This window comes from Vibrio sabulosilitoris (assembly GCF_055391395.1).
On sequence record NZ_AP029599.1, the window covers coordinates 760,882 to 775,831 of the forward strand.

At 49.1% G+C, this 14,950-nt stretch carries 11 protein-coding genes and 12 tRNA genes; 16 read left to right on the forward strand and 7 right to left on the reverse strand.

What is annotated here, in order from left to right:
* The first annotated feature begins 129 nt into the window (after positions 1-129).
* Positions 130-771, forward strand: a complete 642-nt coding sequence (locus ACZ5R2_RS03670; protein ID WP_438459906.1) for a TetR/AcrR family transcriptional regulator — start codon at positions 130-132, stop codon at positions 769-771.
* Positions 772-823: 52 nt separating this feature from the next.
* Here the strand turns inward: ACZ5R2_RS03670 and ACZ5R2_RS03675 are convergent, their stop codons facing one another.
* From ACZ5R2_RS03675 to rsgA, 6 genes are all read right to left on the reverse strand, one after another.
* Complete coding sequence (locus ACZ5R2_RS03675; protein WP_464919438.1) at positions 824-1,867, reverse strand: murein hydrolase activator EnvC family protein; 1,044 nt, start codon at positions 1,865-1,867, stop codon at positions 824-826.
* A gap of 345 nt (positions 1,868-2,212) precedes the next feature.
* On the reverse strand, positions 2,213-3,745 hold the full coding sequence (gpmM, locus tag ACZ5R2_RS03680; RefSeq protein ID WP_464901082.1) for a 2,3-bisphosphoglycerate-independent phosphoglycerate mutase: 1,533 nt from the start codon (positions 3,743-3,745) through the stop codon (positions 2,213-2,215).
* A 256-nt stretch (positions 3,746-4,001) separates the two neighbouring features.
* A complete protein-coding gene (locus ACZ5R2_RS03685; protein WP_464901083.1) occupies positions 4,002-4,889 on the reverse strand; it encodes a DMT family transporter in 888 nt (295 codons plus the stop codon).
* 65 nt (positions 4,890-4,954) lie between these two features.
* Complete coding sequence (locus ACZ5R2_RS03690; protein ID WP_464901084.1) at positions 4,955-6,370, reverse strand: SLC13 family permease; 1,416 nt, start codon at positions 6,368-6,370, stop codon at positions 4,955-4,957.
* A gap of 407 nt (positions 6,371-6,777) precedes the next feature.
* Complete coding sequence (gene asd, locus ACZ5R2_RS03695; protein WP_464901085.1) at positions 6,778-7,635, reverse strand: archaetidylserine decarboxylase; 858 nt, start codon at positions 7,633-7,635, stop codon at positions 6,778-6,780.
* Positions 7,636-7,743: 108 nt separating this feature from the next.
* On the reverse strand, positions 7,744-8,799 hold the full coding sequence (gene rsgA / locus ACZ5R2_RS03700) for a small ribosomal subunit biogenesis GTPase RsgA (RefSeq protein WP_464901086.1): 1,056 nt from the start codon (positions 8,797-8,799) through the stop codon (positions 7,744-7,746).
* A gap of 114 nt (positions 8,800-8,913) precedes the next feature.
* On the opposite strand from rsgA, the gene orn reads away from it, so the two are divergent.
* From orn to ACZ5R2_RS03765, 13 genes are all read left to right on the forward strand, one after another.
* Positions 8,914-9,459 carry an oligoribonuclease gene (gene orn, locus ACZ5R2_RS03705; RefSeq protein ID WP_464901087.1) on the forward strand — a complete coding sequence of 182 codons (546 nt, stop codon included), beginning with the start codon at positions 8,914-8,916 and terminating at the stop codon, positions 9,457-9,459.
* 157 nt (positions 9,460-9,616) lie between these two features.
* Positions 9,617-9,692: transfer RNA gene (locus ACZ5R2_RS03710), tRNA-Gly, on the forward strand.
* Between the two features lie 42 nt (positions 9,693-9,734).
* Positions 9,735-9,811, forward strand: a tRNA-Met gene (locus tag ACZ5R2_RS03715).
* Between the two features lie 30 nt (positions 9,812-9,841).
* A tRNA-Gly gene (locus ACZ5R2_RS03720) sits at positions 9,842-9,917 on the forward strand.
* Positions 9,918-9,951: 34 nt separating this feature from the next.
* A tRNA-Gly gene (locus tag ACZ5R2_RS03725) sits at positions 9,952-10,027 on the forward strand.
* A 34-nt stretch (positions 10,028-10,061) separates the two neighbouring features.
* Positions 10,062-10,137 (forward strand) — tRNA-Gly (locus ACZ5R2_RS03730).
* A gap of 39 nt (positions 10,138-10,176) precedes the next feature.
* Positions 10,177-10,253: transfer RNA gene (locus tag ACZ5R2_RS03735), tRNA-Met, on the forward strand.
* Between the two features lie 30 nt (positions 10,254-10,283).
* Positions 10,284-10,359 (forward strand) — tRNA-Gly (locus ACZ5R2_RS03740).
* Between the two features lie 39 nt (positions 10,360-10,398).
* A tRNA-Met gene (locus ACZ5R2_RS03745) sits at positions 10,399-10,475 on the forward strand.
* Positions 10,476-10,505: 30 nt separating this feature from the next.
* Positions 10,506-10,581 (forward strand) — tRNA-Gly (locus ACZ5R2_RS03750).
* Between the two features lie 56 nt (positions 10,582-10,637).
* Positions 10,638-10,714: transfer RNA gene (locus ACZ5R2_RS03755), tRNA-Met, on the forward strand.
* 30 nt (positions 10,715-10,744) lie between these two features.
* Positions 10,745-10,820 (forward strand) — tRNA-Gly (locus ACZ5R2_RS03760).
* Positions 10,821-10,859: 39 nt separating this feature from the next.
* Positions 10,860-10,936: transfer RNA gene (locus tag ACZ5R2_RS03765), tRNA-Met, on the forward strand.
* A 497-nt stretch (positions 10,937-11,433) separates the two neighbouring features.
* On the opposite strand, the gene queG is transcribed toward ACZ5R2_RS03765, so the two are convergent.
* Positions 11,434-12,555, reverse strand: coding sequence for a tRNA epoxyqueuosine(34) reductase QueG (gene queG / locus ACZ5R2_RS03770; protein WP_464901088.1), 1,122 nt, complete (start codon positions 12,553-12,555; stop codon positions 11,434-11,436).
* A gap of 234 nt (positions 12,556-12,789) precedes the next feature.
* Here queG and tsaE point away from each other — a divergent pair, with 234 nt between their 5' ends.
* Together tsaE and ACZ5R2_RS03780 are read left to right on the forward strand one after the other, a co-directional pair.
* Complete coding sequence (tsaE, locus tag ACZ5R2_RS03775) at positions 12,790-13,254, forward strand: tRNA (adenosine(37)-N6)-threonylcarbamoyltransferase complex ATPase subunit type 1 TsaE (RefSeq protein ID WP_438461372.1); 465 nt, start codon at positions 12,790-12,792, stop codon at positions 13,252-13,254.
* A gap of 6 nt (positions 13,255-13,260) precedes the next feature.
* Positions 13,261-14,946 (forward strand): LysM peptidoglycan-binding domain-containing protein, encoded by a 1,686-nt coding sequence (locus ACZ5R2_RS03780; protein WP_464901089.1) that lies wholly within the window; start codon positions 13,261-13,263, stop codon positions 14,944-14,946.
* Positions 14,947-14,950: the final 4 nt, after the last annotated feature.

Below are 14,950 nucleotides of genomic sequence, written 5' to 3' on the forward strand. Positions count from 1 at the left end.
GAAATGGGTCAATACCTCAATTGAGGCATTGTTTAATCAAGGTCAATCAATCGGCGCGCAGAGATCGCGCGCCTTTATCACAGTTAGGTATATACTCTAGAGAACCCTTCTAAGCACGAGAAAATAATAATGAAGACTCGGGACAAAATCGTCTCAGCAGCGTTAGAGCTGTTCAACGAGCATGGAGAGCGCTCGATTACCACCAACCATATTGCCGCACATATTGAAATCAGTCCGGGTAATCTCTATTACCACTTCCGCAACAAACAGGAAATTGTGCGTGATATCTTTGTCCTCTATTCGCAGGAGCTGCTAAAGCGATTTGAACCCGTCCAAGGCCAAACGGAGAGCTTAGTGCTGCTCAAGCAGTATCTTGATTCGATCTTCACTTTGATGTGGAAATATCGTTTCTTCTATGCCAACCTGCCTGACATTCTCCAGCGTGACCCGTCACTGCACCACGACTATATCGCTGTGCAAAAACAGCTGCAGGCTAATCTGAACGATATCATGCGTACCTTTGCCCAACTAGGGCTGCTGAAAATTGAAGAAAGCGAGATCCCGCAGCTAGTCGTGTCGCTGCACCTGATTGCCAGTGGGTGGCTTGCTTATCGTTCAGCAATGAATGCCAGTGAGAGTGTTACCGAGCAAGTCGTCCACCAGGGCATGCTGCAGATGATCTTAGTGGTCAAACCACTGGCAACACCTCTTGGACGTGAGCAGCTCGAGCTACTTGAAGAGAGTATCCGCACCACATACCCACAGGCCTAATGATCAACGGTCGGTGCGATGACTGATTAGCACGACTGACTGGTAACAGTGGTTATTGCAGCCAAGAGGTTGGATTATAGGTCTTGCTGTTGCGGCGTAGCTCAAAATAGACCGACGCTCGGCTTTGACCACCAGTGTTGCCAGCAAGTGCGATGGTTTCGCCTGCGGTCACCTTATCCCCCTCCTTTTTGAGTAGGGTTTGGTTAAAGCCGTAGAGCGTCATATCGCCCTTGCCGTGGTCAAGAAGGATCACCAAACCATAGCCTCGCAAATAGTCGGCAAACACAATGGTGCCAGAGTATACCGCCGAGACTTCTTGCCCATAGTTGGCCTCAACCACCACACCTTTCCAATCTATTTGACCGGCCTGTTTGCTCCCGTAGCGATGCAGCACATTCCCTTTCACTGGCCAAGGCAGTTTGCCTTTTTGCCTTGCCAAGCCATCCATCGGCACTGCAGCTCGTTTAGCCGCTTTGGCTATCTCAGCTTGTAGGCGCGTTTCATTGCGTTGTAACTCTTCAAGGTAGACTTGATCGGAGGAGATGTTTGAGCGGATCTTACGGATGGTCGACTTACGCTCGGTCTGACTATTGCTCAGAGCTTGACGCTGCTTTTTCTGCTCACTGAGTAGCGTTGTGATCTGCTGTTTCTCTACGCTGAGTTGTTGCTGTGTCCCTTCGAGCTGCTGTTGGGTAGTTTCAAGTTCAGCGATAGCGGTGGCACGTGCTTGAGCGATATGTTGAAAGTACTGGCCAATGCGATCTTCTTCTGCGCTGGTGCCGAGTAAATTTTCCGGCATCTTGCCATTTTGCGTGATGTAGTAGAGGCGCAGCAACTCAGCAAGTTGATCGCTTTGGGTCGCCCGGCGCTTATCCAGAGTCGCGACGCGCTGGTTGAGTGAATCAATCTTTTTGTTAGTGTCTTTAAGTAATTGCTCGGTGCTGCGGATCTTTTGCTCACTATTGTTGATCGCCAGCTCTTGCTCTTTGAGTGAACGCTGAAGCTTATCAAGCTCTTTCTTTTGTGAGCTGAGTGATTTTTGCTGACGATTGATCTCTCCCTTTACACCTTTAAGCGCCTCTTGTGAGTTGGCCATCGCATCGGCTGGACTATACAGGCAAACCACAGCCAGTCCTAAACCAACACAGCGAGAAAGCCGTTTGAGACAAATACAAGGGATCATAGGGGTCCGTCCGAAGTCGATTGGAAAGAATCAGTATAACTAAACTTGACGGAGAGTCGAGAATCGAGAGGCGAGAGGGTACACGCTTTCACTTTAGCGATTTTCTTACCTATCAAGTTAGTGATAAGCATAAAGCGCGCATTGTTTTGTCTCGCTTCTCGCAGGACAACGTCCGATCTCGCCTCTCGCCTCTTTTTCCCGAGGAACAAAAAAACCCTAGCTTAAAAGCTAGGGTCTATATCTCGGGAAAAATAAAACTTACTTAACCAAGATCTCGCCAGTCATTTCTGCTGGGATTTCTAGGCCAGTCAGAGACAGCATGGTTGGTGCTAGGTCAGACAGTTTACCGCCTTCTTTGAACTCAACCTCTTTGTCGCCGATGTACACTAGAGGTACTGGTAGGTTAGTGTGCGCAGTGTGAGTACCACCTGTGCTTGGGTCTACCATCATTTCTGCGTTGCCGTGGTCAGCGGTGATCAGCATTTGACCGCCCACTTCTTTAATTGCATCAACGATTTGACCAACACTTGCGTCTAGTGCTTCGATCGCTTGCTCAGCCGCTTCGTATACGCCAGTGTGACCAACCATGTCTGCGTTCGGGTAGTTACAGATGATGGTGTCGTACTTGCCAGACTTGATGGCAGCAAGCATTTTTTCAGTTAGCTCAGCAGAGCTCATCTCTGGCTGTAGGTCGTAAGTTGCTACTTTTGGAGAAGCAACTAGCTGACGCTCTTCACCGTCAAACTCGCTCTCAACGCCACCGTTGAAGAAGAAAGTCACGTGCGCGTATTTCTCTGTTTCAGAGATACGTAGCTGAGTTTGACCCTGCTTAGATAGCCACTCACCGAACGTGTTCTCAAGAGATGCTGGTGGGAATGCGATGGCTAGCGGGATGTCTGCTGCATATTGAGTCAGCATCACGAAGTTGATTGCTGGGAATACTGCACGCTCAAAGCCATCAAATGCTGGTACGAAAGTACGAGTGATTTGACGTGCACGGTCAGCACGGTAGTTCATGAAGATAACCGCATCGCCGTCAGTGATGATCGCGTCTTCTTGACCTTCAGTCTTGATAGCGGTTGCTTTAACGAACTCATCGTTCTCATCACGCGCGTAAGCTGCTTCTAGACCCGCAACAGCTGAGTCGAAAGTGAACTCTGCTTTAGCTTGAGTAAGAAGATCGTAAGCCACTTGAACGCGCTCCCAGTTGTTGTCACGGTCCATTGCGTAGTAACGACCAACTAGAGAGGCAACGCGGCCTTTGCCTAGCTTGGCAAATAACTCGTCAAAACGCTTAAGTGAGTTTTCAGCGCTGCGTGGTGGCGTGTCACGGCCGTCAAGGAAGCAGTGTAGGTAGATCTTCTCTGCGCCACGAGCTGCTGCCATTTCTACTGCTGCGTAGATGTGGTCTTCGTGAGAGTGAACGCCACCTGGAGACATCAGACCCATGATGTGAACTGCTTTCTCAGCTTTTACCGCGGTATCGATAGCTTCTACTAGAGCAGGTGTCTGTACGAAGTCACCGTCTGCGATAGATTTAGTGATGCGAGTTAGGTCTTGGTAAACAACGCGACCTGCGCCGATGTTAGTGTGACCTACCTCAGAGTTACCCATTTGACCGTCAGGTAGACCTACGTCCATACCAGAAGCAGAAATTAGAGTATTTGGGTTGTTTGCTAGTAGCGCGTCCATTACAGGTGTTTTCGCGTTAGCAATCGCATTGCTTGCGGTATCTTCACGGTGACCGTAACCGTCAAGAATAACTAGAGCCATAGGCTTCTTAGCAGACATAGTATTGACCTCGTCAAATCGTTGGTAATTTTTTGGTCGGATGACCTTGAAATAAATTAGCGTAATTTTACTACACTTTTTAGTCAAAACTGTAGGTTAAGATCAAAATTCGCCCCAAGACGGCAAGAAATTTATCTAGATTACAACATAATCCATGAATCAATCCGAATAGACCTAGTGATCTTTAATGATAATCAGCTCGATATAAAGCTTATTGTAGCTATCGATGTGATAGCTCGCAGCTATAGATCTTGATTTAGTACACAAGTAGTGCCGTGCCACTGACGGCAAACAGAGCACCTAGCCACGCGTAGCGATTAGGGCGCTGTTTGGTGTAAAACCAAATCAGGGGCAGCAGCATCACCGGCGTAGTGGAAGAGAGTAGAGCAACCATACCGACATGGCCATCTCGCAGTGCATACAGGATCAAGGTCATACCGACGGCCATCGCAATAAAACCGTTCAGGGCAGTGATCATAAAGATGCGCAGATTCATCAGTTGTGTCGGTTTAGCAAGGCGTGCACCAGTGAGCCTAAACAGGCAGTGAGCGACGAAGGCAGATATCATGCGGATCGCCGATGCGGCAACAGGATCGATATCAGTCATCATGACGGGCTTGGCAATAATGCCTCCCAGTGCCTGACAGAGCGCAGCGACTAAACCTAAAGCAATTCCGATACTGAGGGAGCCCGAGACTTGCTCCAGTTTTGAGCTAGGGGGCTTTTTGCGGCCGAAGAAGATGGCGCCCGCCACGCCGACAAAGACCAACAGCGAGCCCAAAAGCTCTAGGTGGGTCATCGTCTCGCTGAAGATAAAGAAGCCAAGGATCACGGAGAAGACCGCATGGCAAGAGAACAGCAGCCCAGCTTGACGTGGCCCCATTCGGTTGAGGCAGGCAAATAGCGCAGTATCACCAATAAAAATACCGATCAAACCGGATAGGACCATTGGTGAGATTAATTCGATTGAGACACTGGCCCAGCCACCGGTCATTAGCGCCATTGCCGTTAGGATCAACGAGGTACAGCCCATACGCCAACGACTGTAGGCAAAGGTACCCAAGTGCGCTGCGGGCGTGACCGACATTAAGCTTGCCACCGCCCAGAGAAATGCTGCCGCCAGCGCCAACCATTCGTATCCCATCTTATCCTCGAACCCTAGTATCTAAGACGGGATACTATGCCTGAAGTTGCTGGCTGGATAAATAGTTAGGTCAGGATCAACACCGCCACGTAAACGATCGCCAAGCCAATAAGCCCCATAATCAGACCGGTTTTCGCCATGTCCTTGCTCTCAATCAGTCCGGTAGAGTAGGCAAGCGAGTTTGGTGGGGTCGAGACTGGCAGGATCATACCGAGCGAAGCTGAGAAGGCGACCACCACGAGAAGGCCTTGAATGCCACCTACGGCCGCTAGGCTCTCCATTGAGACCCCAATTGCCGCAGCAATCGGCATCAACAAGTTGGCGGTTGCCGTGTTCGACATAAAGTTCGCCATTAACCAACAGATCAGCGAAAGCGAGATCAGTACGGCAACGGGGGATAGGGTGTCATAAGGAATGGCGTGGGCCAGTGATTTAGCCAGACCAGTTTTGTCCAGCCCCATCCCGATGGCGATACCACCGGCAACTAGCCAGAGTACATCCCAGTTAATTTGCTTAAGCTCAGGTTTGCCCATCACACCAGTTAGGGTGAAGACTGCGAGAGGAATGACCGACACCACGTAGGTGTTCATACCATGCAGTTGGGTGGTCATCCACATCAAGATGGTGACAGCGAACGTGGCATAGACGACCCAGGCACGCCAGCTCTTCTCAAACTTTCCGCTCAGATTCAATACCAGTTTATCTTCGCTGCTTGGGAAGAGCTTTTGCAGTAAGAACCAAGCAATGGTCAGCTGCACGATTACAAATGGTAGACCCATCATCATCCATGAGAGGAAATCAATCGCGTTTTCTCCAGTCAGGTACTGAAGGGCGATGGCGTTAGGCGGAGTACCAATCGGCGTTGCAATACCACCGGTATTGGCCGCGATAGGAATACACAGCACTAGGGCCTTGATGCCGAGATCGCCCTTGGGGGCAGCAGCAACAATTGGACCAAGCAATGCCAGCATCATTACCGTGGTGGCAGTATTGGACATAAACATCGAGAACACTGCAGTGATTAACATCAGCCCAAGCATAATGAAGGCCGGTTTAGTACCAAAGGGCTTGAGAAGTACGCGTGCAAGGTTGTTGTCGAGATTGTATTTAGAGGCAGCAATAGCGAGTGAGAACCCCCCCATAAACAGGATGATAATTGGTGATGAGAAGGCGCTGAAGATGTCGGTGTAGGACATCAATTCACCAAGCTCAGTTTGGCTGTTGTCCACCCGAAAGGCGTGTAGACCTTTATCGGAGATCATGATCAACTGCAGCGCGATGATTAATATCGAGGTCGCAAACACCGGCACAGGCTCAAATACCCAAAGCAGCGCGGCGAGCAAGAAGATCGCCAGCAGTCGATGCTGAATCACGGTTAGCTCAGCGATCGGTATCGACTCAGTGGGAAGTAAAAGAACAAACAGTGGAATAAGAATACAAATGGCTAGCTTAACCAAGGAAGCCGATAAACGAATGGGCATGTCACCTACCTAATCAAATCAGTATCTTTGATTACAATACAGTAACTTATCAAGCAACTCTTAGAGCCGGATTGGAGTTTTATTGACCAATTTGAGCAATTGAACATTAGTTTGTCTCAAGTCAAAAATTCTCTTGAGAAGAGGCGAGAAGCGAGAGGCGGGATCGGGCTTTGCCCTGCGAGGTTCGGGGACAGGCGTTGCCCTTCGGGGAGCGAGGAGTTCAGAGATTGTTATCAGATTGTCGTCTATCTCGACTAAGGGCGATGGGAACAGGAGTGAGGGCAGGTTTAAGGAGCGATAAACTCAAAGCGCACTAGGAACTCCTCGCTACTCGGAACGAAGTGTAACCCGCGCCTCGCCCCTTTTTCTTTGGAACGAAGTGTAACCCGCACCTCGCCCCTAACGCGCTAAAGCGCGTGCGCGTATGCTGTGCCCATAACCGTCGGGACGGTGTTTTGCATGCTGTCGTCGAAGCGGATGGCGTCTTTGGCGAACAGGTTGATTACGGTTGAGCCAAGCTTGAAGCGGCCCATTTCGTCGCCTTTTTTGAAGGTTATCGCTTTGTCGCCTTCGCTTGGGTAGTCCCAGCGGTAGACGGTGTTGCCGCGTGGTGGGGTGACTGTGCCTGCCCACGTTAGCTCGATACTGCCTACAATGGTAGCGCCGACGAGTACTTGTGCCATTGGACCAAACTCAGTGTCGAAGATACATACCACGCGCTCATTGCGCGCAAACAGGTTTGGCACATTTTCAGCGGTCAGTGGGTTGACGGAGAAGAGATCGCCGGGGACATAGATCATCTGACGCAGGGTTGCATCACATGGCATGTGTACGCGGTGGTAATCACGCGGAGAGAGGTACAAGGTCGCGAAGTTGCCCTCGGCAAATTCTTCGGCCAGCGCCTCATCACCACCCAAAAGCTCTTGTGCTGAGTAGTTGTGATTCTTAGCTTGAATTAGCTGACCATTTTCAATTGGACCAAATTGGCTTACACAAGCATCGGCAGGGTGGGTGATCACGGCTTGATCTTCAACAATCGGGCGCATACCCGGTTTCAGCTCGCGAACAAAGAACTCGTTAAACGTTGTAAAGTGCTTTGGATCCGAGTGAAGCGCTTCATCCATATTGACTTTGTACTGCTTGATGAAGCCGTTGATGATGGCAGTGGTTAGGCTTCCCGCTCTAGCTGAAGCAAGTTTACCGACTAGACGCGTCAATGCGTGCTGTGGTAGCCAGTATTGCAAACCAACTTTAAGTTTATCCATGATGGTAATCCAATCTCATTAATATAAGTGGTATTTTGGGCGCGAGATGGTACTGAATCGCAGCCCAAAAGTCAGCCACAAAAGCGTAAATTTTGTGGTTGGTCTAAATTACAGGTCAGCCTTCTTATTGCGTGAGTACTGACGGTTGGCACGCCCTTCAACCATGCTCTCAAGAATGCGGTGATAATTGTCAAAGCGAACCTGATTGATTTCACCGTTATCTACCGCCTGTTTCAATAGACAGCCGGGATCGTCCTGATGTTTACAGTCACGGAATTTACATCCGCCAAGGAAAGGGCGAAACTCAACGAACGCCTTGGTGACCTCTTCAGCTTCCAGGTGCCACAGACCGAACTCACGCACGCCTGGAGAGTCAATCAGGTCACCGCCACTTGGGATATGGTAAAGACGAGCTGCCGTTGTCGTATGTTGGCCAAGTCCTGAGTTTTCAGACACCGCACCTTCTTCAACATCGAGTCCTGGCATCAGTGCATTCACGAGGCTCGACTTACCTACACCTGATTGACCAACAAAGATGTTGATACGTCCGGTGAGCTCGGCCTCAAGTTCACTGATCCCAAGATCAGCTTCTTTACTGACATACATCACTTTGTAGCCAATACGCTCGTACTCTTTCAGTGATTGCTTGTACTTCTCGAGTTCCTCTGCTTTAAGTAGGTCGATCTTGTTAAGGACAATCAGTGGAGCGATGTTGAGTGTTTCAGCAGCCACGAGGTAACGATCAATAATGTTGAGTGAAAGCTCGGGCAGCACCGATGACACGATGATCATCTGATTAACGTTGGCAGCAACGGGCTTTAGGCCGTCGTAATAGTCTGGTCTAGTCAATACCGAGGTTCTTGGCTCAACGGCCTCAACCACGCCGGAGATACCATCCATAGACTCGAGCCCTGCACGCCACAAGACCTGATCGCCCGAGACTAGGCTCTCGATGCCACGTCTTAGATTACAGCGATGAACTTGCTTGGTCTCTGGATCTTCGATATCCGCATGCTGACCAAAGCGAGTGATCACGAGTCCAGTCTTAATCCCACCCAGCATGCTCTCATCCCATTGCACGGTATCTGGCTGTTTAAGCTTTTTCTTCTGATTGCTTCTGACTCGTCTTACTTGACCTTTGGTCAGCTTTTTCTTTTTCGCCACGTTAACTCTCAAATCTAGTGTGACCAAGATAGGTGTGATGGCACCAAGCTATCTTGAGGATCTTAATTTGGGTATAGTACCTTTTTTACGTGCAAACAAATAGGTGATAAAACTATGTCGTTCAGCGATCAGAACTTAATCTGGGTTGATCTGGAGATGACCGGGCTCGATCCTGAAACCCACAAAATCATCGAAATCGCCACTGTAGTCACTGACAGCCAACTCAACATATTAGCCGAAGGGCCTGTTTTAGCAGTAAAACAGCCTGAGTCTGAATTGGCCAAGATGGATGACTGGTGTACCAACACCCACACCGCGAGTGGGCTGGTGGAGCGTGTACGCAGCAGTAATATTGATGAGCAAGAAGCGGTTCGTCAGACGATTGAGTTCTTAGAGCAGTGGGTACCAAAGGGGCAATCACCTATCTGTGGTAACAGTATTGGTCAGGATCGCCGTTTTCTATACAAGCATATGCCTGAGCTTGAGCAGTACTTCCATTACCGCTACCTTGATGTGAGTACACTGAAAGAGTTGACCCGCCGCTGGAAGCCCGAGGTGTTGGATGGCTTTTCTAAACAAGGCACTCACCTTGCGTTGGACGATATTCGTGAATCCATAGCTGAATTGAAGTATTATCGCGAAACGATCTTTACGATCTGATCATCTTTAACTGATAGAAATCACTAGTTTAGGGTATGCGTAGTGGGTGTTTTTTCATCACTCTGATCAAAAATGATTTTTTTTTTGAAAAAGAACTTGCATCACAAAAAAATGCTCTTATAATTCGCAGCCCTAAACGACGGAAACGTTGTAAAAAGCGACACTAGCTCAGTTGGTAGAGCGCAACCTTGCCAAGGTTGAGGTCACGAGTTCGAACCTCGTGTGTCGCTCCAATTTGAATAGCTATCATCATGCTTTAAATGATGAAAATCGGACGCGGGGTGGAGCAGCTTGGTAGCTCGTCGGGCTCATAACCCGAAGGTCGTCGGTTCAAATCCGGCCCCCGCAACCAAATTTAATCAATAGCACTTGCTGTTGATATGCGACACTAGCTCAGTTGGTAGAGCGCAACCTTGCCAAGGTTGAGGTCACGAGTTCGAACCTCGTGTGTCGCTCCAGCTTAAAGTTCTCATTGTACTCAACAATGACATTGCGACACTAGCTCAGTTGGTAGAGCGCAACCTTGCCAAGGTTGAGGTCACGAGTTCGAACCTCGTGTGTCGCTCCAGCTTAAAGTTCTCATTGTACTTAACAATGACATTGCGACACTAGCTCAGTTGGTAGAGCGCAACCTTGCCAAGGTTGAGGTCACGAGTTCGAACCTCGTGTGTCGCTCCAGTTTGAAAGCCCTCATTGTGCTTAACAGTGAATATCGGACGCGGGGTGGAGCAGCTTGGTAGCTCGTCGGGCTCATAACCCGAAGGTCGTCGGTTCAAATCCGGCCCCCGCAACCAAATTTAATCAATAGCACTTGCTGTTGATATGCGACACTAGCTCAGTTGGTAGAGCGCAACCTTGCCAAGGTTGAGGTCACGAGTTCGAACCTCGTGTGTCGCTCCAGTTTGAAAGCCCTCATTGTGCTTAACAGTGAATATCGGACGCGGGGTGGAGCAGCTTGGTAGCTCGTCGGGCTCATAACCCGAAGGTCGTCGGTTCAAATCCGGCCCCCGCAACCAAATTTAATCAATAGCACTTGCTGTTGATATGCGACACTAGCTCAGTTGGTAGAGCGCAACCTTGCCAAGGTTGAGGTCACGAGTTCGAACCTCGTGTGTCGCTCCACTTTCTTCAAGGTGGAAAGTAAAGCTATCATCATGCTTTGAATGGTGAATATCGGACGCGGGGTGGAGCAGCTTGGTAGCTCGTCGGGCTCATAACCCGAAGGTCGTCGGTTCAAATCCGGCCCCCGCAACCAAATTTAATCAATAGCACTTGCTGTTGATATGCGACACTAGCTCAGTTGGTAGAGCGCAACCTTGCCAAGGTTGAGGTCACGAGTTCGAACCTCGTGTGTCGCTCCAGTTTGAAAGCCCTCATTGTGCTTAACAGTGAATATCGGACGCGGGGTGGAGCAGCTTGGTAGCTCGTCGGGCTCATAACCCGAAGGTCGTCGGTTCAAATCCGGCCCCCGCAACCAATCTTCCGATATCGTTCTTTCCCATGCTGTGAAGCATAATCCCCCAAAATACCGACCTGAAACTTAATTCCACTGTGGATTAAGGGATGCGCTGCGTTGTCGTCAGCGCTTTAGTGCCCTTAATTACTAGCCCTGTGGAACGTTTTTCTATTGTTGATTCACAGAGTTATCCACAATACGTGACCTGTGGATAAGTTGGTGGGTAAGTAAGATCAAACTTGTCAGTAAGTGCCCTTACACAAGATCATTTGGTTTTCAAATTAAGATAGCCAACATTTGCCCTTGTGTAAGCTGTTGTTTCAAATGGAAAAAAATCTAATTTTGGAAAGTGTGATTGTATTTTGTTGACAATCCATCATCTGGTTTTTTGATCTTTGTCATTTTTTTATAATGTGGCTAACTTTCATTTCCGGTGAAAAAACCAAGAAACAAAAAACATTTTCCACATTAATCAAACTTAGACATAGGTCATATTCTGTAGAGACTTATTTCATACGTTAAGCATCGCGCGGAAGGCCTTTCTCAACCACCCTAATCAGCCGTTGTTGTTTGCGGCTCAACTCTGTCTGCTGTAATTGTTGCTGTTTTTGTCGCTGAATTGCCCAATGAATATGCTCATCCAGCATATCGCTGATACCCAGTTTATCGTGTAATGCGGTAACGTATTGAGGCTGATATGGAGCGTTGCCAATCGCAATAGTGATATTGCGTAACCATTGAGTATAGCCAATTCGACGAATTGCGCTGCCTTGCATTCGTTGCAGAAATTCACTTTCAGACCAACTGAACAAACTCAGCAAGCTGGCATCATTAAAATCTTCGCGGCGATGGAAGTCGTCATGGGTTGTGATTGGAGTCTCGCGATTCCATGGGCAAATCAACTGACAGTCATCACAGCCGTAGATACGGTTGCCGATAGCTTCACGTAACGCTTCATCGATGATGCCGTCATACTCAATCGTGAGATAGGAGATACAGCGCCTTGAGTCGACCACTTTATCGTCGACAATCGCCTGAGTCGGGCAAGCGGTTTTACAGGCCACACAATGGCCACAATCGCCTAAGTTTGGTGGATCGATAGGCAGGGGAAGGTCGATGAGCAGCTCTCCGAGAAAGAACCAAGAGCCCGCTTGTTGATTCAGTAGCAACGAATGCTTACCAACCCAGCCTAATCCTGCTTTTTCTGCGAGTGGGCGTTCGAGAATCGGGGCGGAATCGACAAAGGGACGGTAGCCCAGTTGCTCGACTTCTTGCTCGATCTTCTGCGCCAGCTTTTTAAGTTGATTACGCACGAGCTTGTGATAGTCGCGACCAAGGGCATAGCGGCTGATATAACCCGCATGACGGTCTTTAAGATCTGCGGCAAACTTGGCTTGTGGAGGAAGATAGTTCATTCGAGCACTGATGACTCTAACTGTGCCCGGAAGCAGCTCATCAGGGCGAGCGCGCATCATACCGTGACGTGCCATCCAGTCCATCTCACCGTGGTAGCCTTTATCTAGCCAATTTTGCAGGTAGGCTTCATGGTTTTTAAGATCCACATCAGTGATACCGATTTGATCAAAGCCGAGCTCGATACCCCAAGTTTTTATCTGGTTGGCTAGGTCAGTAAGGTTCATCAAACTCGCTCCTTTTTCGCGGGGCGCTGATCCTAGCGGATCTGCTTGCGAAAGGACACAAAAAATTGTCACAGGGCTGACTTGAGGATCAATTTATCAGCGTATGACTATTTCCTATTCACTGAATTATATATACTTGAATATTAGCTGGCTTTTTACATAGTCAGAGGCAAATACTCGCTATAGTGAGAGTATTAACTGCCAAAGATGATCAACACTTATTACCTAAATCAAATGACATCAAAAACATTTTTACTTAAAGACGAGCAAGATACCATCAAGCTTGGGGATCATCTTGCACAGTGCTGTACTCAGCAGACAACCATTTATTTGCATGGTGATCTTGGCGCCGGGAAAACCACATTTAGCCGTGGTTTTGTCCGATCTCTTGGTCATCAGGGCAACGTCAAAAGCCCAACGTACACGCTAGTTGAGCCATACCAACTGGCTGACTGGATGGTTTATCACTTTGATCTTTACCGTCTCGCTGATCCAGAAGAGCTCGAGTTTATGGGGATTAGAGACTATTTTACTCATGATGCGATCTGCTTAGTGGAGTGGCCTGAGAAGGGACAAGGAATGCTTCCCGAGCCAGATCTACATATTGATATACGCTATGAAGGCACCCAGCGAAAAGCCACTTTACGCAGTGTGTCGGAATATGGAATTAAACTCGTTGAACAGATGGAGCTGGCATAACTCGTTATGTGGAGTCGTGGTTTTTCTTTTCTTGTGTTGATGGCGCTGGTGTCATCAACCGCTTGGGCCAATGTGCTGGAGAGTATTCGTGTATGGCCATCGCCAGATGAGACGCGAGTGGTCATCGATCTCAAAACTGAGGCGAAACACAGTTTTTTCACGCTTAGCAGCCCCGATCGTATTGTTGTCGACCTGCAAAATACGCAACTGGCAGCAACTCTACCGGTAGATATCACTGACAGCCCAGTACTTAAGCGCATTCGTAAAAGCTCCCCGCCTTCAAAGGGAACTTTCCGCTTGGTCTTCGAGCTAAAAGATAAAACCTCACCCAATTTATTTAAGCTGGCCCCGACGCCCGGTGGTCAATATGGACACCGATTGGTGATCGATATGCCACACACAGAGAAGAAGGCAGCACCGACGCCTTCTCCAAGCCAGGCCAGCCGAGATGCCTCACAGTTGGTGGGCAATGCCGATATCGTGGTGGCAATCGATCCTGGGCATGGCGGGGAAGACCCAGGCTCTATTGGTCCGACTCGAAAATACGAGAAACATGTGACGCTTGCGGTATCTAAAAAGCTTGCCGCTAACATCAACGCTATCCCAGGTATGAAAGCAGTCCTGACGCGTCAAGGGGATTACTTCGTCAATCTTAACCGACGCTCTGAGCTGGCAAGGGAGAACGGCGCTCACCTTTTGGTATCGATTCATGCCGACGCATTCCACTCACCTCAACCGCGTGGGGCCTCGGTGTTCGTCCTCAATACGTCGCGTGCCAATTCAGAACTCGCCAAATGGGTGCAAAATCACGAGGAGCAATCTCAACTGCTTGGTGGAGCGGCAGAGCTTCTGGGTAGAAACAGCACGGATCGCAACGTCAGCCAAACCGTGATTGATCTGCAATTCCAATTCTCACAGCGTGAAGGGCATAAAGTCGCAACCAAAATCTTGCGTGAGATGGGGAAGGTGGCGCGCCTGCACCAGAAAGAGCCTATCAATGCCAGCCTAGCGGTGCTTAAATCACCCGACATTCCTTCGGTATTGGTAGAAACAGGCTTTATCTCTAACCCAACAGAAGAGCGATTGCTGTTCCAGCGGGAGCATCGAAATAAGCTGGCTCGTGCACTGACCACCGCGATTGTTCAGTATTTTGAGGGCACGCCGCCGCCAGGAACCTTATTTGCCAATCGCGGCAACACGGTCCAACATAAAGTGCAGCGCGGTGAGAGCTTATCGGTTATTGCCAATCGCTACGGCACGACCGTGTCGGCGATTCGTAGTGCCAACAATCTAACCAGCAGTAGTTTGGCGATTGGTCAGGAGTTAAAAATTCCAGCGGCTAGTCGAGCTGCATCGAGTAGTAATCTCCCAGCACTACGGACTAAGACAGTCACGCACACCGTAAAGCGTGGTGACTATCTGGGCAAACTGGCGCAAGACTACAAAGTGTCGGTGGCCACGATCAAGCGCGAAAACAACCTCAAGACAGACACGCTGCGTTTGGGACAAAAGCTAAAGATCACCGTCAATGTGAAAGATGTTCCACCCAAGCAACACAAGGTCAAGCGTGGGGAGTTCCTTGGTAAAATTGCTGGTCAATATGGTGTCACGGTAGCGAGTATTCGCACGGCCAATAACCTGCGTTCCGATCAGCTTGCGGTCGGGCAGGTGTTAATCATTCCTAACAAGTAGTACG